18 protein-coding genes are annotated in these 19,218 nt (G+C 51.9%); 7 read left to right on the forward strand and 11 right to left on the reverse strand.

Going from position 1 to position 19,218, the window contains the following annotated elements; translation table 11 throughout:
• Nucleotides 1–144 precede the first annotated feature (144 nt).
• Complete coding sequence (locus JUF10_RS02270; protein WP_203640621.1) at nt 145–645, reverse strand: plasmid pRiA4b ORF-3 family protein; 501 nt, start codon at nt 643–645, stop codon at nt 145–147.
• A gap of 92 nt (nt 646–737) precedes the next feature.
• Nucleotides 738–1,715 carry an SGNH/GDSL hydrolase family protein gene (locus JUF10_RS02275; RefSeq protein ID WP_203640622.1) on the reverse strand — a complete coding sequence of 326 codons (978 nt, stop codon included), beginning with the start codon at nt 1,713–1,715 and terminating at the stop codon, nt 738–740.
• A 290-nt stretch (nt 1,716–2,005) separates the two neighbouring features.
• Between JUF10_RS02275 and JUF10_RS02280 the strand changes: the two genes are divergently transcribed.
• Both JUF10_RS02280 and yaaA read left to right on the forward strand, forming a co-directional pair.
• On the forward strand, nt 2,006–2,482 hold the full coding sequence (locus JUF10_RS02280) for a GNAT family N-acetyltransferase (RefSeq protein ID WP_203640623.1): 477 nt from the start codon (nt 2,006–2,008) through the stop codon (nt 2,480–2,482).
• 48 nt (nt 2,483–2,530) lie between these two features.
• Nucleotides 2,531–3,277 (forward strand): peroxide stress protein YaaA, encoded by a 747-nt coding sequence (yaaA, locus tag JUF10_RS02285; protein WP_203640624.1) that lies wholly within the window; start codon nt 2,531–2,533, stop codon nt 3,275–3,277.
• Between the two features lie 30 nt (nt 3,278–3,307).
• On the opposite strand, the gene JUF10_RS02290 is transcribed toward yaaA, so the two are convergent.
• Nucleotides 3,308–3,883 carry a TetR/AcrR family transcriptional regulator gene (locus JUF10_RS02290; RefSeq protein WP_203640625.1) on the reverse strand — a complete coding sequence of 192 codons (576 nt, stop codon included), beginning with the start codon at nt 3,881–3,883 and terminating at the stop codon, nt 3,308–3,310.
• Between the two features lie 159 nt (nt 3,884–4,042).
• Between JUF10_RS02290 and JUF10_RS02295 the strand changes: the two genes are divergently transcribed.
• Nucleotides 4,043–6,808, forward strand: a complete 2,766-nt coding sequence (locus JUF10_RS02295) for a YhgE/Pip domain-containing protein (protein ID WP_203640626.1) — start codon at nt 4,043–4,045, stop codon at nt 6,806–6,808.
• 71 nt (nt 6,809–6,879) lie between these two features.
• On the opposite strand, the gene JUF10_RS02300 is transcribed toward JUF10_RS02295, so the two are convergent.
• Together JUF10_RS02300 and JUF10_RS02305 are read right to left on the reverse strand one after the other, a co-directional pair.
• Nucleotides 6,880–7,293, reverse strand: a complete 414-nt coding sequence (locus JUF10_RS02300; protein WP_203640627.1) for an OsmC family protein — start codon at nt 7,291–7,293, stop codon at nt 6,880–6,882.
• A gap of 14 nt (nt 7,294–7,307) precedes the next feature.
• Entirely contained in the window at nt 7,308–7,745 is a 438-nt protein-coding gene (locus JUF10_RS02305; RefSeq protein WP_203640628.1) for an OsmC family protein, read from the reverse strand.
• A 146-nt stretch (nt 7,746–7,891) separates the two neighbouring features.
• Between JUF10_RS02305 and JUF10_RS02310 the strand changes: the two genes are divergently transcribed.
• On the forward strand, nt 7,892–8,332 hold the full coding sequence (locus JUF10_RS02310) for a MarR family winged helix-turn-helix transcriptional regulator (RefSeq protein WP_203640629.1): 441 nt from the start codon (nt 7,892–7,894) through the stop codon (nt 8,330–8,332).
• Nucleotides 8,333–8,619: 287 nt separating this feature from the next.
• Entirely contained in the window at nt 8,620–9,150 is a 531-nt protein-coding gene (locus JUF10_RS02315; protein WP_203640630.1) for a hypothetical protein, read from the forward strand.
• A gap of 77 nt (nt 9,151–9,227) precedes the next feature.
• On the opposite strand, the gene pepI is transcribed toward JUF10_RS02315, so the two are convergent.
• A complete protein-coding gene (pepI, locus tag JUF10_RS02320; RefSeq protein WP_203640631.1) occupies nt 9,228–10,112 on the reverse strand; it encodes a proline iminopeptidase in 885 nt (294 codons plus the stop codon).
• Between the two features lie 160 nt (nt 10,113–10,272).
• Here pepI and JUF10_RS02325 point away from each other — a divergent pair, with 160 nt between their 5' ends.
• Together JUF10_RS02325 and JUF10_RS02330 are read left to right on the forward strand one after the other, a co-directional pair.
• Nucleotides 10,273–11,280, forward strand: a complete 1,008-nt coding sequence (locus JUF10_RS02325; RefSeq protein WP_203640632.1) for a C40 family peptidase — start codon at nt 10,273–10,275, stop codon at nt 11,278–11,280.
• Nucleotides 11,281–11,712: 432 nt separating this feature from the next.
• Nucleotides 11,713–12,186: a flavodoxin gene (locus JUF10_RS02330; RefSeq protein WP_203640633.1), complete on the forward strand. Its 474-nt coding sequence runs from the start codon at nt 11,713–11,715 to the stop codon at nt 12,184–12,186.
• Nucleotides 12,187–12,287: 101 nt separating this feature from the next.
• Here JUF10_RS02330 and JUF10_RS02335 read toward each other — a convergent pair whose 3' ends face one another.
• The 5 genes from JUF10_RS02335 to JUF10_RS02355 form a co-directional block, all read right to left on the reverse strand.
• Complete coding sequence (locus JUF10_RS02335) at nt 12,288–14,273, reverse strand: elongation factor G (RefSeq protein ID WP_203640634.1); 1,986 nt, start codon at nt 14,271–14,273, stop codon at nt 12,288–12,290.
• A gap of 39 nt (nt 14,274–14,312) precedes the next feature.
• Nucleotides 14,313–14,921 carry a hypothetical protein gene (locus JUF10_RS02340; RefSeq protein WP_203640635.1) on the reverse strand — a complete coding sequence of 203 codons (609 nt, stop codon included), beginning with the start codon at nt 14,919–14,921 and terminating at the stop codon, nt 14,313–14,315.
• 196 nt (nt 14,922–15,117) lie between these two features.
• On the reverse strand, nt 15,118–16,989 hold the full coding sequence (locus tag JUF10_RS02345) for a hypothetical protein (protein ID WP_203640636.1): 1,872 nt from the start codon (nt 16,987–16,989) through the stop codon (nt 15,118–15,120).
• A gap of 414 nt (nt 16,990–17,403) precedes the next feature.
• Complete coding sequence (locus JUF10_RS02350) at nt 17,404–18,261, reverse strand: AAA family ATPase (protein WP_203640637.1); 858 nt, start codon at nt 18,259–18,261, stop codon at nt 17,404–17,406.
• A 129-nt stretch (nt 18,262–18,390) separates the two neighbouring features.
• The gene (locus JUF10_RS02355) at nt 18,391–19,083 is read right to left on the reverse strand and encodes an EAL domain-containing protein (protein ID WP_203640638.1); all 693 of its coding nucleotides are present in this window, start codon (nt 19,081–19,083) and stop codon (nt 18,391–18,393) included.
• Nucleotides 19,084–19,218: the final 135 nt, after the last annotated feature.

Here is a 19,218-nt window from a genome sequence, read left to right on the forward strand (position 1 = left end):
AAATGAGAATTCTAATCATTTTATCATTTAATAGTCAGATTACACGTCAAATCGTTAACCGTCAAGGGAATTTTTGGTCAACTAACCATCTTATTTCATAGATACCATTAGGGACTCACAACTGCCGCGCTTAACTAATTTTCATCAATAATCGTTAAGGTCAAACAATAGTCTATTCCCGGCTGTCGCCCACTTTTCAAGCCGAGCATTGATTACTTTTCGATCATAGGGGACCGACACATCCTCGTCCTCGCCGAGACCGCGGGCATCCTCTCCGGGAGCTGCACCAGATCCCCGAACACAACTAGGCAAGGCCCGACCATCCAGTTCGTCAAAGGTCAGCAGGTGTTTCAGCCGAATTTCGTGCTCCCAACAATCGCCGAAATCATACTTGTAAATGACCGGCCCATCGATCAAATCCTGATAGGGGTAAGCCTCACTCGTCCCAATATCCTCAATCCCGAACATACTATTGGCGGAATCAGTATCCGGTTCCGGCACGTACTCACGATCTGGATTACCCTTGGGATGAAAGAGGTGCAGGTGCTCATTATCCCAGCTAAATGTCAATTGTAAGAGAACATGTAGCTGGTCATAACGCAGTGAAATGGGCACAACGAGCGTCCGCCAAACTGCGGGTATCACGTCTTATCACGTCTTCAAATTTAATCGTAATTTCCATTGCTACTGGTAGTTGTTCTGTCATGTTAAAGTTTTCTTTTTGTTATTAATAATCATTAATTATCAGCTATTAATAATAGTGGATATAGTTCTCGTAATTTTTCCGCCAGTCTCTGCCCCGCTAACTGTGACCCGGCCGTATCTACGTGGACACCATCCGTTGTGGTCGGTTGCCAATCAGCCGTGGCGATGAGGTCAGCCCCCACCCGTTGCGTCACTGCCGAGATAACCGCGGCAAAGTGCTGATTGAACGGGACCATCACTGCCACCTGACTCATCGGGTATAGGCGCTGAATCTGTCGCAGAAATTTTTCAAATAGCGGTTCAAATTCCGCCGCCGCGATTCGCCGATCATTCGTGCCCACATTAACCACGACGAGGTCCGTTTGCTCCGGTTCCCACGGTGTTCGGTCATCGATTGCCGTCAATACTTGGGGCAGCGGTGGTACCCCACCGGTTCCCGGCCAGGACACACCGGCCGCACTGTAGGCCAACCGCACATCGCGCAATCCCAACAAGTCACTGGCAATGGCGGCGTAGTTGCTTTCCGCCCGGTAGTCCACCGCGGCGTGTCGCCCAGGAATCACCCAGCACCCAGCCGTAATCGAATCACCAATAAAAGTGATGCTGCGCTGCCCCGGTCGGACCGCCTGCAAGTCACCATCACTTGTCACCGACTGTACGGCAAATCCCGCATCGGTCGCCCACAGTTGGTCCGCATCCGTATTGCCACTCATGACCACCCGAATCACGTGGCGGTGACCATCCAAAGTCAGACGCCACGGCAACGTTTCAACCGCCATCCGTTGATAAGGAAGACCGTCGATTTGAACGGCGATCCAGGAGCTGACATCGCTGGCCAGATTTAGCATGTTAAGCGTGACAAAGCTGGCCCGGTCGACGCGAAACCAGAACTCCGCGCCCAAATTCGTACTGTACATGACGCGTTGCCCCCGAATTGTCTTCTCGACCCAACGGCCTTGAAAATACACCGGTATCAATGGGTTATTTGCCGTTACGACTTGCACCTGCATCTGTCTTTCACCCTCCCTGCTGACACCCTTTGCTCCAATTATTCCACAGCTAACCGCCCAGTACCAGCTATTCCCCGGTGAATGTTCCACGTGAAACAACCAATTTTGCTTGACTTGCCCTAGTCGGACGTGCGATACTACTCGTGGTGCCAAACCAAGGTGGGGGTACGCGATCGGTGCGCAAGCATTCCGAAGGTCGCCGCACCTCACCACTTCAGTCTCGCGTTCTGCGCGGGGCTGTTTTTTTATGGTCTAAAATGCTATTCTGATTGGAAAAGGAGGCGCTGTCCATGCTGCACATCCGCCGTTTCATCCCCACCGACGCGGTCGCCGTTGCTCAGGTCGTTGCCACGACTCTGCGGACGACGAACCGCCAAGATTATACCGAGGCCTACATTGAACATGATATTCAAGTTCTTACGCCCACCTTCTTCCTAGAAAAGGCTCAGCAAACACACTTCTATGTCGTCTGTGATGCCACGCAAATCGTTGGTACCGGCGCGATTGGCTCCTACTGGGGGAGCGTCACAGAATTTAGCCTCTTTGATATTTTCGTACTCCCCACCTATCAGGGTCGGGGAATCGGCCGGCTGATCATCACCACGTTGGAACAGGATACCTACTTTCACCGCGCCAAACGAGTCGAAATTCCCGCATCCATCACGGCGCTGGGCTTTTACCAAAAAATGGGCTATCAGTTCAAAGCCGGCCACAATCACGTGGACGATGAACAACTCTACCGTCTGGAAAAGTTTCCCCAGTCTTAACGTTGTTTCACGTGAAACATCAATCACCCTTGAAAGGAGACCGCGCCCTTGAAAATTATCATCGCACCCGCAAAAAAAATGATCGTCGACACCGACACCTTCGGCTGCGACGACATCCCACAATACTTAGCGCAAACCCAACAGATACTGACCGAACTTCGTCAATTGACCTATGCCCAGGCCAAAACCCTCTGGCACTGCAGCGACAAGCTCGCCCAGCCCAACTACGATTGGCTACAAAAACTCGACCTTACCCGCCAACTGACGCCCGCCCTGCTTGCCTTTTCCGGTATCCAATACCAGTACATGGCACCGGACCTGTTCACCGCCCCGGCCTTGGATTATGTCCGGGCCAATTTGCGCATTCTCTCCGGGTTTTACGGGATTCTGCGACCATTTGACAGCGTCGTTCCCTACCGCCTAGAGATGCAATCCAAACTACAAGTTGCCGGTACCCCCAACCTTTACGCCTTCTGGCAAGATCGACTGTACCAGGCACTCACGCCGACCAGCGAACCCATCGTCAACCTGGCCTCCCAGGAGTACGCCAAGACGATCACGCCCTACCTCCAGCCACAACAGCCCTTCGTCACGGTCGTCTTTGCCAGTCTGGTCGCCGGCAAACTCAAGACCAAGGCCACGCTAGCTAAAATGGCTCGCGGCGAAATGGTCCGCTTCTTGGCCGAGCATCAAGCCGCCACGCTTGCTGCTATCAAAGGATTCGATCACCCCGACTGGGCATTTTCGCCGGAACACTCGACTGCCAGTGACCTCGTCTTCATCTACCAAAAATAAGATCGCCGACAATTCGTCAGCGGTCTTTTTTTAGCGCACTGTTTCCAAGAATCCCTGTAACCCGTTCAAATTCAGCGCCATGATTCGCTGGCGAAAGTCCGCCTTGGACATCGCCAATTCACCCGTGATGTACAGCCGAAACAGCGTGAGCGTGCTGCTGATCAGGAAGTTCACGCCGAGTTGCGCGTCGATTTCACTGAGCCGATAGTCCGTTTGGAAGTTGGCCGCGAGACCCGCCACGACCCTTTTTTTCACCCGTCGTGATAAGAAACTATAATCATCCGAAGTCAACACGAACGTATAGAACTTGGGCGCTTGCTCAAAGAATGCGGTCAAGCGGTCGAACCAGACGCCGGAGTGGTTGAGCGGGTCGTGATTTGCCGGTTCCCGTAAGAGTAAGCTGAGTAATTGATCGGCAATCTCTGCCGTAAAACTGTCGGCCAAGTCGTCGATCGAATCGAAGTGCAGGTAGAACGTTTTGCGGTTGATATTAGCCTCATCGGTCAGCTGTTGCACGGTAATTTCGTGGAAGCGGTACTGCTGGGCCAGCTTTCTGAAGGCCGCTCGCAAGGCTTCGTTAGTTCGGATAACGCGTCGATCAGTCATCGAATCCCCCCGTTAGACCCCAGATGTGGCGAACCTGCGGCTTAATCCTCAGGTTGCCCTAATTTGTTGTGGACGTTCAGTACCGGACTCGGTATTATTTGGCCACATGTGAGGTGCATCTTTGCTCACAGGATACCACAGAACGGGGAGGCGTCGCCGATGATTCACGCAGAGTGGCGATATTTAATCAAGCACAAGTTTTTACTGGTGGTGTTGGTGGTGGTCATGTTGATTCCATCCATCTACGCCGTAACGTTTTTGAAATCGTTGTGGGACCCTTACGGTAAGTTAGCTGACCTGCCAGTTGCCGTGGTCAATCAGGATCGACCGGTCACGTATCAGGGCACCTATTTGGCGGCGGGAAAGGACCTCACTCGGAATCTTCAGGCCTCGACCGCGATGAAATTTAAGCCGGTCACCACGCAACGGGCGGCCGACCGCGGATTGACTAATGGCAAATACTACATGGTGATCACGATTCCCCACAATTTTTCGCACAACGCAACGACGCTGATGGCAACCACGCCGCGGCAAATGGTGCTGCACTATCAGACCAGCGCCGGCCACAACTACACGGCGTCCAAGCTGACCGCGACGGCCGCCAAGTCCGCTGCCCAATCCGTGAGCGAACAGGTGACCAAGAGCTACGCCCACACCCTATTTAAGAGCATTAAAAAATTGGGGACTGGTTTATCGACCGCGGGAAAAGGAAACCAACAGCTCGCGACTGGCAGCCAAAAGTTGACCACCGCCGACCGTAAAATCGCGCAGGGGTTGACCACCCTGACCGCTAGCAGCGTATCGCTGACCAACGGCGAACGGACCATCAGCAGTAAGCTCAACGATTACATTGGTGGCGTGCGTCAGGCCCAAACTGGAAGTCGGCAACTCACCACTGGCCTTGACCAACTGCTCAGCCAGTCCAACCAACTGATTGGCGGGATCCAGCAACTCGCTGCTGGGAGCCGCCAGGTCAGCAGTGGCGTGGCGGCCTACACACAAGGCGTAAGCACGATCAATACGGCAGCTGGCAAGGTCGCTAGTGGCAGTCAAACGGTGAACGCCGGCACGCAAAAGGTCGTCAGCGGAATTGCTGCCACCAATTCTGGCACGCAGCAACTCAGCACCAATTTAACTACCCTTAACGCGAACACCGGCCAATTGACCGGGAGTATCGTCACTTTAGCCAATGGTGGCCAACAACTCACCGGTAAATTTAGCCAGCTGGTAAGCGGCAGTACGACGCTCTCGACCGGCTTACAGCAGATTCAAGCCGGGTTGACCGCCTCACAGAGTGAACAAGTCGCGCTCAAATCTGCGGTCAGTCAACTGACCGGGAGCGCGCAAACCACCACGGCGGTTAAAAGCGACGCCGACCAGCTACAAACGGCGCTGACCGCGCTGGCCACAACCAACCAGGAAAGCGACCTCCAAAGCAAGGTGGCCGCAGCGGCCGATGCTCAGAACTTGACTGCCACCCAAAAGGCCGCAATGCTTAAGGCCGTCAGCGGCAATACCAGTAGTGACGCCCTGAACACAGCCCAAACCGCGGCAAAACAACTCAGTAGTGACCTCGCCAGCCTCAACACCTCGACCAGCACGTTGACCACCCTGAAAGACGGCCTGAACACCGCCGCCACTGAACAGGATGAGCTTGCCAACAGTCTCGACGCCTTGACGACCGGTGCCCAAAGTTTAACGACTGGCCTGCAACAAGCCAACCAATCGCTGGGCGACCTGAGTTCCGGATTGACCGCCCTCAACAGCAAGACGCCGGCTTTGACGGGTGGCCTCGCACAACTCGCCACGGGCGCGACTCAACTCGCAACCGGCACCCAGCAACTGGCGACTAAGAGTGGCGGCCTCGCACAGGGAACCGCACAACTGGCGAGTGGTAGCGGTCAACTAGCCGCTGGAACGCACCAACTAACTACCAAGAACACCGCGTTAAACAGCGGTGCAACAGCCTTGACAATTGGTCTGGGGACATTAACTGGCAAGACACCCCAGCTCAAACATGGCATCACCCAGCTAGCAACCGGCGCAACCACGCTGACCAGTGGCCTGACCACTTTGGCAACCAGCGGGCCCCAATTAACCAACGCCATGCAGACGGCGGCAACCGGAAGTGGTCGACTCACAGTTGGCGCGACAACTCTCGCAGCCGGTGCCGGTCAAGCGGCTACGGGTGCGGCCACCGTCACCAATGGCAATACCAAGCTGGCATCTTCGCTGAAGACCGCTAGCAAGCAGGCCGCCGTTCACCCCTCCCAGCTGACGTACCGCCAATTTGCGAACCCAACGGCCACCACGCATAGCGACCACGACGACGCTCCGGACAACGGGACTGGGATGGCGCCGTACATGATGTCGGTCTCCCTGTTCGTCGGTGCGCTGGCATTCAACCTGATGTTTGATATGTACACGCCGCGAAAATACCCACGAACTGGCTGGGGCTGGTGGCTCGGCAAGGCGTCGATCATGAACGCCTTCGTTCTGGGCGAGGCCCTCTTCATGACGGCGTTGATGGCGGGCATCGACGGTCTGGCCCCGATTCATCCGTGGGCTACATTTGGCATGATTCTGGTCACTGGCACGGCCTTTATGAGCATCGTTTACTGGCTCAATCTGGTCTTCGGCAAGGTCGGTGCGTTCTTCAGCATGATTCTGCTGGTGCTCCAACTGGGGAGCTCGGCCGGAACCTATCCGCTGCAACTGACTAACGGTTTCTTTCAGGCGATTCATCCGTGGCTGCCGATGAGCTACTCGGTCGGTGGGCTGCGGGAAACGCTGATGATCGGCCACTCGGCGCTACCGGAAATGGCGATTCTGTTCGCCGTCACGCTGATTTTCTCGCTGATGGGCGTGCTATTCTACGCGCGGCGGCATGGTCGCGTTAAGGAAATGGACATTCCGGAGATTTGAGGTAACGGATACAAAAGGAGTTGACTGCAACGACCGCGTTTGAGGCCGGAAACAATCAACTCCTTTTGTAGTTACCCAACCACCGCGACCCCGGTCCGCTTAACCGGTACGGTATTGGTCAAATTGTCCATCACGGGACAGGTATTCTCCGCAAATGCCATAAACTCGTTGCATTTCTGTTTACTCTCGTCCGTGTTGAAATGGACAGCAACGCCGATTCTATCTAGCCCTAATCGTTGCGAATCGTCGTCTTTTCGACCTTCTAAGGTGTAGTAAAAATTGCGATAAGTAAAGTTTTCCTGCTTGTTAAATGAGGCCATCACGATGGCTTCACACGCCCCCAACGCCTCTAGAATCGCTTCATGAGAACCGACCGTGGCTGGCGAATTCGTGGCAAAATTGACCTTGAAGTCCCTGACAGCCGCTTGATATTCGTTTGGCCGCTCCGTACCCGTTACTTTAACTTTGAACGTTTCCATTGCCATGTTCCCTTCCCCCTTTACACGATTTCTACTTGGTCGAGCGCAATGGTGACCCCATTACTCAGCATGTCCTTCACGGGGCAGTTGGCTTCGACCTCGTCCGCAAATTGGTCACAGGCCGCCTGGGTCTCATTAGTTTTAAATGTTAAATTGTAACGAATCTCTTGGAACCCATTGCGAATGTCCGGATCACCCATAAAGCCCGCAGCGTCCAAATCACCCTCGAGATCGACCGTCATTTGTTCATAGTTGAATTTGTCGTTGGCCGCTAAATCCGCAGCTGTTTCCTGCAGCGAGGTTCCCAATGCGGAGAGCACCAGTTCGACCGGATTCATCCCCGTATTACCACCGCCCAGACTGGCTGGCTCATCAATCGTCGTATGGATACCTCTAGAATGAACATCGACCTGCAGACTAGCATCAGTTTTCCTGGCTGAAGCTTGATAACGTTCCATCAGTGTAGCCCCCTATTTCGAAATTTGATAAGCGCTTATATCCCCAGTATAATGAAATGATGAGCAAAGTCAATAGTTAGCTAACTATCTATTTTCGTCTAGAAAATGGTATAATGTAAAAAAAGTTATGAGGTAGGTGTACGGCCATGGCCACGTCCCAATTTGATCTAGATAGCTGCATCATGTGTATCACGTCCCGCAGCAGCAAGCTGTTCTCCAATAAGTTTAACGATGTCATGGCGCCGATGGGCTTGAACCGCAGCGCCTGGATGGCCCTCTACTACATCGACCAACAAGGCGAGCTCAATCAACGGGACCTCGCCAACCTGATTGGCATTACCGGACCCAGCATGGTCAAAATCGTTAATCAGCTACACCTAGCCAACCTCATCACCGTTGCCGTCAGCGCCCATGACCGCCGCGAGCGCCGGTTGACCTTAACGGCGGCTGGTAGCGACCGGCTGGCCCAGACCATCCCCCTTGCTGAAGCCTTTCGTGAACAGGTCACCGCAGACATTCCGCAGGCCGACCTCAACACGCTGGCCCGAGTCATGGAACACATGATGCAGAATGCGAGCGACCTTTAAAGTAAAGATTAGGGGCTGGGACAAAATCCCAGCCCCTTTTGCGTCTCCAAACTTATATTGTGGAAACGTGCGCCAAAAGGCAGCTGGCTCCGCTTAAACCTGATAGCCAAACAATCCAAGCCCAGGATTATTCGGTTATCAGCCTTAATGCTCACCAGTTAACCGCCGTTTGTCTCACTCTCTTTTTTCCGTGCAGACTGCCTTGTAATCCACCATAGACGCCGTCCCGGGAGATGTTTAAGCTGAACTTAGTTGAGCACCTAATTTATCCCCGGGAGAAATCGCTAATGCATCGTTTAAAATTTCTATTGTTGGCACTGGTCGCTATGGTCAGTCTCTTTGTTTTTGCACCGCCAGTCACGGGACAGGCCAAGGTTGTGTGGAAGTTTCTGACGTTCAAGAGTGTTCATCAAGTGCCAGCATCATTGCGTGGAACCTGGTACGCCTACGATTCCGGCTACAAGCGTAATGTTTCTTTGACCCTTAACAAGAAATCATTCACTGTTCGGAAAAATCATAAAAATTATAACGTTAAGCTCGCTAAAGATTGGCGAACTTCCAGTAGCACACCCCGAGTCGATTTTCGCCAGGATAAGTACGGCTGCTACTTCTATCACATTCAAAATCTGATCAGTGATGCTGATGGTTTCGGGATGATCAAACGGACGACCTATCAGCATCAGCCGGCGCTCATCTGGTATCGCACGGTCCCATTCAAGCATAATCGCGTTGTCATTTACACCCATCACAAACAAAAACACACTATTTTTCGATCAACCAAGCACGACACCATTGTCGCTGTCATGGGTGGCAAATAGCCAAAAATGTTCCACATGAAACATCGCTCACACCTCAAATTAGCCACGACAGGTCATCCCCGTCGTGGCTAATTTTTTTACTCATTTTCCTGTAGCCATCGCGTCAACCGTTGCCGGTAGACCGGTGCTTCGTCAATAAACGCCATGTGACGACTGTGCGCAAACAGCGTCCACTCGGCATTGGGCAGGTGGTCGACCATCGTCTTCGCCACCAGTGGCGTGCAGAGATCGTTGGTGCCACTCGTGACCAGCGTGGGCACCGTCACCTGCGCCAACTTGGCTGTGTAATCGTAGTCCCCTAACGTGCCGGTCGGACAATACTCGTTGGGACCCCAGGCCGTGTTGTAGGCGACCGTGCCGGCGTGCTTTGGTCGGCGCAAAAATTCTGGTGATGCCGCCGTCACGGGCCCCGCCGCATGAGCTTCCATGAAACGTTGATTGGCCGCCAGATAGGTTGGCGTGGTGAAATCACCCGTGGCCTCCGCTTGGGCGATGGCTTCCTGATCTGCCGGCGCCATGAACCGAATCAGTCGGTGTTGTTCCTGCGCCCACAATTTAGCCGACGACAGTGTGCTCGCCAGAATCAGGCTCTGAATCCCGGTTGGACGGTGGTCACACAGATAAATGATGGCCAGCATGCCACCCCAGGACTGCCCGAGCAAGTGAACCCGTTTCAAGCCAAGGTACGCCCGCAACGCCTTTAACTCTGCCACCCAGGTCGCCGCCTGCCACAGACTAGGATCATCTGGCTGCGAGGACTGGCCACAGCCCAATTGATCGTACATGACAACTGGCCGGCCCGTTTCTTCTGCGAGCTGGTCGAACGCCTCAAAGTAATTATGAGTGGACCCTGGGCCCCCGTGTAGTAGCAGTAAGGGCACCTGTCCCGCCGTTAAGTCGCCCACCACCCGATAGTACGTTTGATACTGGCCAAATGGCATAAATCCCTCTTCAATTTTCATCGCTAAACCTCCGTCTCAGTTGACTAACCCCCACCCAATTTGGCCATTTACCCGGCATTCTGCAAGGTAACCCGCATTATACCGGGATAAAAATGTTTTGTACCATAACCATATAGTTATTGATTAATTATTAGTCATAAATTATTTGGGAGGGGTCACCATGTTACCTGCAAAACAACTCATCACCAGTGTCATCGTCTGCGGACTGGCCTTAGTCGGCATCGCCACACAACCCGCCACCGCGCACGCTAAATCGGCGGCGGATACCACCGATTATAATCGCGCTTATCACGCCACCAAGACGCTCTATCACCCGAAGTACGGCTTTTACCGCAACTTGTATACGTCTGGGATGAAACGGACCAGTGGTGCGCGCCACGACTACGAGCACAAATTTACGATCACCCGCGTCGCCAAGAACGGCCACGGTATCTTTTACAAGACCAACCGCGGCTGGATTCGGCAGGATGCATTTTATAAATGGATTCGCTATCAAGACAATTTAAATTATGAAATGCAGGTCAATCATACCCACATTTTACTCTATAATAAGCCCGCTGGCCTCAAGGGATCCAAGGTAACTGGCAGCACCAGCACGAAAAAGCTGGTCAACCACTGGTACCACGTCGATAAGCACATGGAGCTCAATACCGCCAACTCCGGCTATTATCGCCTGACCGTGGGCAATCAGCACTACTGGATTCGCGGCAAGTACATGAGCTTCAACACCAAGAAGCTGAAGGGCAACATTAAAACGGTCGAAAAGGCCATCAAAACCGGGTCGGCACTGGTCGGCAAGTCGAAATACGATTGGGGCGGCGGCCGAACGAGTGCTAGCATTGCGGCACGGCGCTTTGACTGTTCATCCTTTATTCACTGGATCTATGCGCGGTCCGGCGTGCGCTTAGGTGCGACCGGGACCTGCACCACCCAATCCTTGATCCACATGGGACGCAGAATCTCCGCGAAAAATATGAAACGGGGCGACATTTTCTTCTTCAATGACAAAGATGAAGGCGTCAACTGTCACGTGGCGATTTACTTGGGCAACCGGCTGTTCCTGCACGACTCCCCAAGCGCCGATACCGGTGGCGTGGGCATTTCCAGCCTGAACGACTCGCATTGGAAAACGCGATTCAACGGCAATGTTCGCCGCATCGTTGGGTAAAATATTGTTAAAAAGCGATCAGCACAACCCCTATCAGTTGTGTTGGTCGCTTTAATTGTCGTTTTGCAAATATTTTTTGTGGACCAGTAGTCGTATCCTTGGACAATTTAATCCGCTAACTACCGGCTTTCCCCCACCTGCTTAGTTAGTCGTTAGGTCCCAAAAGTCGAAAATCGTCCGAGTTTTTTTGGCTTATCTGTTGATAATGTTGTACTATGAGGATGAAGCAACGTGGTCCTTGGTTGGCGCTAAACCGGCTAAGGACGCCACGCCCTCCTGAATCGGAGTGACCTAGCTTCAGCGTAAGCTACTGGGCGGCGTATACCTAAATGCGTCATGGTCTCACCTAGTTACGCCGTTATTAGTTACCACTCCTTGTATTTATTGGTACACCGAACACAACTTACATGATTTAAGTAAAGGAGACTTTATATGTCAGCACTTATTGTTTACTTTTCAACCACTGGCAATACTGAAACGGTGGCGAAACGATTAGCTGAAACGACTAATTTCCCCATTGAACGGCTCATCCCAGCGGAACCTTACCCAGACGCATTTGACGAAAAAATGGCGCGGTGGCACCAGGAACGCGACAACGACCTGCGCCCCGACCTTTCAACGACGGTGGATACCAGCGCTTACGACACCATCTACCTCGGTTACCCCATCTGGAGCAACAACTTGCCCGCCGTGCTCCGGACCTTCTTGGACACACATGACCTGAATGGCAAGAACATCGTCCCGTTCTGTACGAATGGTGGAAGCGGCTTCGGTCAAAGCCTTGACCGCGTCCGTCAATTAGCTCCGGATGCGACGATCTTGCCCGGATTTGAAATTTACAACACCCTGATCGACCACAGCGCTAGCCTGGAAAGTTGGCTAGAAGCGCAGAAAAAAGTAAATTAACCTGTAATGTAAAAAGATGCCTTCCCAGTTATCCGGAATGGCATCTTTTTGTTATTAATTATCATATTTATCAATGGTTAGTTATTAATTAATACTAATTATTAATTATCAGTTTCTAACGTCGCCAACACTTCCGCTGTGTACGCATAGTCAACGTGGGCCATCCCTGGCACATCGTCCCACTGTACTGGATACCCGGCACCGTGCGCACAGAAGACGGACCCCGGCGTATTGTCCAAGTCACCCACCGGATCGTAATCCGCGGCCGCCACGACTTCTTCGGCATTGTGGCACAACCGGTAACCGTCAACTAGACATTCCAATTGGCCTTGACCGTGCGTGTAGGCCTGAACCTCCTGCGAGTAGTCCTGCATCTCACTCACGGGGGCCGTCCCCGTCAACGTGGTCATGCCTGACGCGGTGGTGGGTTCCGCCGACGCGTCAAAGCTACCATTCATCCGCTGAATGTCGTTCATGGCCCGACCAACTTGGTCCTGGCCGACCTCCAACCGGAAACGATACCAGGGTTCCAGTAGCTGACAGGCATTCTGCCGTTGCAACATCATCAGTCCTTGGCGTACTGCTCGCCACGTAGCCTCGCGGAAGTCACCGCCGACCGAATGGACGATACTGGCCCGACCGGTCACCAACGTCATTTTAACGTCGGTCAGTGGCGCGCCGGTCAAGACGCCGAGGTGTTCCTTAGCGCCGAGATTGGAGAGCACCTGATGTTGCCAATTTTTCCCCAGAATCTCCAACGAACAATCGGCATCAAAGGTTAACCCACTACCCCGCGGCGCCGGTTGCATGAGTAAATGGACCTCTGCGTAGTGCCGTAACGGCTCAAAGTGGCCAACACCTTCGACCGGCTGGGAAATGGTCTCCTTGTAGAGAATACTGCCCTCGCCAAAGCCAACGTCGAGCTGGAATCTGTCGTGCAAGATCTGTTGTAAGATTTCCAGCTGCACGGCTCCCATGATCTGCACACGGATCTCCTGCAAATGACTGGACCAGGCCACGTGCAATTGCGGGTCCTCATCTTCAAGTTCCCGCAGAATCCGCAGGCAGTCATGAATATCGTGTCCCTGAGGATCGAGCGTATAGGTCAGCACCGGTTGACTTTCTGGCTTAGGGGCGTCAGCGGCATTGCCCAGTCCTTGACCAGCATGAGTGTCCGTTAAATTAGGAATCGCGCAGACCTCACCGGCCGTGACCGACTGGCGGATGGTAAACTTCGTACCGTTGTAGACCCGCAGTTGGTTAACCTTTTGTTCGCCAAGAATGACGTCCTTGTTGGCCAATTGGCCCCCGGTCAGCCGTAACCACGTCAAACGTTCACCCTTGTCATCGTGGGAAATTTTAAAGACCTTAGCGCCAAAGTCATCCGCATATTCAGTCGCTTGCGTCCAATGGTCCAAGCCAGCAAGGAATGAATCGACCCCGTCCAATTTCAAAGCCGCCCCAAAGTAACAGGGAAACACCTTCCGCTGCTGAATCATCTGCCGGACCGTATCATCGTTCAGCTCTCCACTATCCAGATACTGCTCCAGGACCGCATCATCTTGCATGGCGATGTCTTCGGCCGCGTCAGCTGGAACGGTCGGGCTACCATCGGCGTTTCCAAACGCAATACACCCCGTCGAGAAGACGTCTTGTAACTGTGCCAGTACCCCATCGCGGTCGGCAGTCGGGGCATCCATCTTATTCACAAAGATAAAGGTCGGCACGTGGTAGTGCGCCAACAAACGCCAGAGCGTGCGCGTGTAGCCTTGAATGCCATCGGTAGCTGAGACCACTAGGATAGCGTAGTCCAGGACGCTGAAGACTTGCTCCGTTTGGGAAGCAAAGTCCACGTGTCCCGGGGTGTCCAGCAAGGTCAAGTCGAGGTCGCCGTGTTGGAGGCTGGCCTGGTGGGAAAAAATCGTGATTCCCCGCTGTTTTTCTAAGTCGTCTGAATCCAGAAAGGCGTCACCATTATCCACCCGCCCTAACTGCCGGACGGCGCCCGCGCGGTAAAGCAACGCTTCGGATAGCGTTGTCTTACCGGCATCGACGTGGGCAATAATGCCCGCTACGATTCGTTTCATTGCCAGGAGTCCTTTCCTATTTCTTGTGCTTCTTCTTTTTCAATAGCTTGCGTGCCGCCTGCATTGAGACAATATTTCCCGCTTGGGGCGTACTCGTTTTACCGAAAAAAGCATCGCTACACTGCTTGGCCGTTTTTTCCAGTCCGCACTGGCGACATAGGCACTGACCCATTGATCCGTGTACGCACTGATATTATCAGCCGTGTGCTGTTGCCACTGTGGCAAGCCTTCATAGTAATGATCACTGTCCAACACGACTTCCTGCCCCTGATTTCCACCAGGAATCGTGTTAATAATCCCATTTAAAATCATGGCCAATTGATCGTACTCCGCACGGGTAATCTTAGTTTTCCCAGTCACCACCGCAAATTCAATAAACATTTGAATACTGTCGTAAGTGTCCACTAAGGCATCAGCGGCCGTTGGATCCGGATCCTTCGCCGCCATATTACCTAACATCACCAACAGGGTCTGCACATCTTCAACGGTCCACTGTGATAGGGTCCTTGAAAACATAGTCGACATCATACTGCCAAACTGGCTCACACACGTTTTAACATAACTGGATGGAATATCGTCAATTGCCCGGTACTGCTCTGATGCCCAAAATTGGGGCCATAGTGCGTCAATTTCGTCTTCTTTTGCCATGCCTTATTTCTCCCTTGACTGGTTACGGGTTTCCATTAATCATACCATGAAACGACTCCAGAACTAAAATGACCGCCTACTCTTACTAACGACATTCGACGACAATTTGTAACGGGCTGGGTTGAAAATGTTCCACATGAAACATTTACGCGTAAAAAAAGGCCACCAACTCAATGGTGACCATTTTTCGACTTCATTATGATGGTGCATCCGTAAGTGTCCAGACCAGTGTTGACGAGTAGTTCCCCGGCTCGATGGCCGCATTCGCTAGTCTTAATTTCAATGACGCCCCCGTAGTCGTTCCCAGTGAAGGCACTGGCGAGTCGTCGGCGCTCGAAGCAACGACTTGGGCTGCGGACGACAATGGTAGTAGTCCATTGCCATTATCGTAGCTCAGGGTGGCTGCCAAGTTATGACTGCCATCGCTGAACGGTGTCTCCTGTTGCAAGGTGATGTTCATCGCCGTCTTGTCCCGCCGATTATCCGTCACGGACAGTAGGTCGTCTCCATCAACGACGTTTCCCGTGATTTCCTGATTGACGTTGTCGTAGGTCAGCGTTCCGAAGTCCACGGCATGGGCTGCGGCCTGTAGCTGACCGTCTATGAATCCAAGGGTGATGTCACCGCTTTTGAAGATACCAATATCCGCCTCGCTGCTGTCATAGCCCTGAACCTCAACGTCGGCAGCAAAGTTAAGATTCGTCGTCTCCATCGACTGGAAGTCAAATGAAAAAGTGTGCGTCTTCTGCGTCCCAAAATCAAGCCCACTGGCGACAATATAGGCATCACCATTAAGGCTTGCTACCGAGTAAGCCTGATTCTTACCATCGATGGTCAGATAGGTATTCATAATATTATCCGGCACCTTCATCATGAAGTCGCCTTTATCTAGCTTAGAGTTAACATTATTTTCCGTTATCGTCCCTGAAACCTTAACGGTGTCACCATCCATAATATTCGTGACGGCATTGTCCGTATTGCCAGAATTATCCGTCAGATTTTCCACACTCGTCTTAAACGTCACGTTAGGCGTTCGGTTGATGTTGACGTTTAAAGTGGCCTTGTTCGTCGTAATTGTATCCGTCCCACTCCCCGTGCCTAAGGTCAGGACCGCATAATATTTTGCTTTATCATCGGACGCAGTCGTTACGGGCGTCGTGTAGCTCCGATTAGTGCCACTAGCTACAACGGTATCCTTCCCGGCAGTATCGACCTTGTGCCAAACAATAGAAGTCGGGCTTGAATCAAAACTTCCTTGAATATTAAAGGTCGCAGCCTTGCCCTCATCAACCGTCTGGTCATCGAGGCCACCACCAATATCGATCTTGGTCTGTCCACTAACGGTCGAGCCGTCATCGTTGGTCATGGTTCCTGTGACGGTCACTGTCCCGGACTTACCATCTTTATTTGCCGTAACGACCCCGGTGGTACTGTCGACAGTGGCCAGATCCGTGTTGTCAATGCTCCACGTCACGTGTCCCGTTGCATCAACTGGAGTTGGCGCGGCATCGACGGTCGTCGTCATGGCCGCAGACTGGTTATTGTACAGATAGTTACTATCCGCCGTCACGTCAAGTTTCGTTGCCGGAATTGGCGATGGAACGGCGGTTACAGCGGCGACACGCGAGTAATAAGTTGTCGCTAACCCCGGGAATAGCCCTGCATAGTATTGAAAACTCTGTTGATAGTAGGTCGTTCCAACCGCTTTGGGGGTTACCTTCAAGTTGGCTGTAATTCCTGAGGTGACTTGTGACCAGGTCACACCTTTGTCCGTTGAGGTATACCACTGAAAATGATCGTTCGCTAATATGTTAACCGCATCTAAAACCGAATGCGCCGTTGCCGTCGTCAGCGTCGTCGATTTGTTCACAACGACGTATTGGTCGTCCGGTTGTAAACTGAACCCCGTATTCATATAAATTCCTAGAATGTTCGTGGCATCGGCACTGGGGGTTCCCTTCCCGGGAATGGTAGTCGTGGTTGCTGCGTGCGCGACCTGAGTCCCACCCAGACCAAGTGTCACTACTGTTAAAATCATCATGAAAAGATCACGCCATTTTTTACTCATCGTCCAACCTTCCCTTCCCGTAGGCCGTCGTGACCTACTGACTGCGTTAAGGTGGTCATCCGTTGAGCGTCCGAGGACGCGGCGGGTGCTCCTAATCATTTATCTAATCATTCCATTAGCATTAGTCTTAATTTATATTATGACTCTTGTAATGAATGCCTAGTCACTTATTTACTTTTACCATGTATTACAAATACTATTAAACTAGTCTCTAAGGAGTATAGCAGATTTAATCTTCCACGACATATTAAACGTTACATATTTCAATATTTGTCTGGTTATATTATACTGACATTTCCACCTGAATACCATTAAAAATATAAATTATATTTGCTGGCCACAAATTGTGCCATCATTAATCCGACCATGAAAAAGGTGGTCAACGCAATGACTCACGTTGACCACCTCATTTGGTTAGTTAAATTTATCTCGATTAGCCGCGAAAAATTCCGCATATACCTGTACTTCCGGCAACTCAACCCAACGTTTCGTCACAACCGGCACCGTATCCAAATCATAGATTTTAGCGCCCTTCAGCGCCAATAAAAATGGCGAATGGGTCGCGATGATAAACTGGCAGCCGAAGAACCGTGCGCTGTCCGTTAGTAGTCGAACCAACTCTTGTTGGCGCGCAGGTGACAGCGAGTTTTCGGGTTCATCGAGCAGGTAAAGCTGGTTGTCCTGAATCCGCTGAGCGAAGAACTGCATGGCGCTTTCTCCGTTGGACCGCTCCGTGACGTTCTTCTGGAGGTGCTCTCGCGTGTAGCGCGACTGAGTCTTTCGCCGCGCCTCCAGTGTCTTGCGTAGCTCATCGTAGTCGTCCATGTTGCGGTACTGGAAGTCACCGAATTTGTGATCCAGATAGTCCTTGAAAATGTCCTCCCTTTTGTCGTCGATGCCTTGATTCAACGCCCGCAGGTTCAACATGTGATTGAACACCTCATCGCTGGTCATGATGGCCGACTTTTCCGGTAGCGGCACGTGCATGGTGTAGTCGCAGAGCGCCAGGTAGTCTTCAAAAAAGCTCGACCGGTTGTACAGCGTCCCCCGCGTTAAGCCGAGTTTCTCCGCAATGATGTTGAGCAAGCTCGACTTGCCAGACCCATTATCCCCGTACAAAATGGTCACCGGTTCGAACTGCAGCGTTGGCACCTGCTTATCCGGAAAGAGTTGAAACGGATAGTAATCCGAAAATGCGCGACTCTTCTGTTTCAGGAAAAATTGCCACTCATCATTTTCACTTGCTAGGGTAAAATCCTCTAAATAAAGCACCTACCGTCCCCTCCTTCGTATTCGACCTCTTCATGGTAGCATGGAACGTAAAATTGACGCAAAAAAATCCGGCAACTTTGGTAGTGTCGGAATATTTCGTTTCTATTTAACTGTTTTACAACACATCATCTAAGCGGAGTAAGTGTCTTCGGGGAGCCGTAACAATTGCGGCCGACTGAAATAATAACCTTGCTTGAGGCGGATACCCAGGCGTTTACTCAGACGATTATCTTCCTGATCTTCAATTCCTTCTAAGACCATTCGAATCCCGTATTCGGCACTGATAGCGCGCCAAAAGCGAATTTTCTGTTGGATGTTGGGGTCCTTAAATTGCTGATTAAAGTTCTGCAGGGCAAATTTAATTTCGGAAGCCAATGGCAGAAGTTCTTCAATCTCCCAGAAGTAGTTGTCCCCCGTCCCGACATCGTCGAGCGACAATTCCATACCACGGTCTAAAAAGGACTGTAGTTGTGGAATTAGGTCGTGGGTCTGGTACTCCTGCGGGCCATCGTCTTCGGTTAGTTCAACCACTAATTTCGTCGGGTACAGTTGCTCCTGACTCTTAATGATCGCGTTGGCAATTGAGGTCGTCATCAGCTGTTCACGACTGACGTTGACCGAACAGTACCGTACCTTAAGCGACAAAACACGCGTCGTTTCAACAAGTAAGTCGGCCGTAATCTGGGGATCAATGTCCACAAAAGATTTGGGCAGACGCCACCCTTCAGGCGTTAACTGCTTCATTAAAAGTTCGTAGCCGAAGACCGTCTTTGTGGCGGTATCAATTTGTGGCTGAACAAAAAAACGATAAACTGGTGTCAATAAGCTTTCCCCCTTAACTATTTAGTAATAAATTAACTTTAAGCGTAGTACACTATACTACCTGAATTATTCATACCTTCCAAAAAAGTCGTCAGTTTTCATGTTTTTCAAAAACTGACGGCTTTTGATCTTGCT

Origin of the sequence: Levilactobacillus andaensis (assembly GCF_016861695.1) — a bacterium.
Lineage (GTDB): Bacteria > Bacillota > Bacilli > Lactobacillales > Lactobacillaceae > Levilactobacillus > Levilactobacillus andaensis.

Bases quoted from the DNA above. Each gene is read 5' to 3' on its own strand.
- JUF10_RS02275 (WP_203640622.1), bottom strand. From the start codon at position 1,715: ATGCAGGTGCAAGTCGTAACGGCAAATAACCCATTGATACCGGTGTAT.
- JUF10_RS02280 (WP_203640623.1), top strand. From the start codon at position 2,006: ATGCTGCACATCCGCCGTTTCATCCCCACCGACGCGGTCGCCGTTGCT.
- JUF10_RS02290 (WP_203640625.1), bottom strand. From the start codon at position 3,883: ATGACTGATCGACGCGTTATCCGAACTAACGAAGCCTTGCGAGCGGCC.
- JUF10_RS02295 (WP_203640626.1), top strand. From the start codon at position 4,043: ATGATTCACGCAGAGTGGCGATATTTAATCAAGCACAAGTTTTTACTG.
- JUF10_RS02300 (WP_203640627.1), bottom strand. From the start codon at position 7,293: ATGGCAATGGAAACGTTCAAAGTTAAAGTAACGGGTACGGAGCGGCCA.
- JUF10_RS02305 (WP_203640628.1), bottom strand. From the start codon at position 7,745: ATGGAACGTTATCAAGCTTCAGCCAGGAAAACTGATGCTAGTCTGCAG.
- JUF10_RS02310 (WP_203640629.1), top strand. From the start codon at position 7,892: ATGGCCACGTCCCAATTTGATCTAGATAGCTGCATCATGTGTATCACG.
- JUF10_RS02315 (WP_203640630.1), top strand. From the start codon at position 8,620: ATGCATCGTTTAAAATTTCTATTGTTGGCACTGGTCGCTATGGTCAGT.
- pepI (WP_203640631.1), bottom strand. From the start codon at position 10,112: ATGAAAATTGAAGAGGGATTTATGCCATTTGGCCAGTATCAAACGTAC.
- JUF10_RS02325 (WP_203640632.1), top strand. From the start codon at position 10,273: ATGTTACCTGCAAAACAACTCATCACCAGTGTCATCGTCTGCGGACTG.
- JUF10_RS02330 (WP_203640633.1), top strand. From the start codon at position 11,713: ATGTCAGCACTTATTGTTTACTTTTCAACCACTGGCAATACTGAAACG.
- JUF10_RS02335 (WP_203640634.1), bottom strand. From the start codon at position 14,273: ATGAAACGAATCGTAGCGGGCATTATTGCCCACGTCGATGCCGGTAAG.
- JUF10_RS02340 (WP_203640635.1), bottom strand. From the start codon at position 14,921: ATGGCAAAAGAAGACGAAATTGACGCACTATGGCCCCAATTTTGGGCA.
- JUF10_RS02345 (WP_203640636.1), bottom strand. From the start codon at position 16,989: ATGAGTAAAAAATGGCGTGATCTTTTCATGATGATTTTAACAGTAGTG.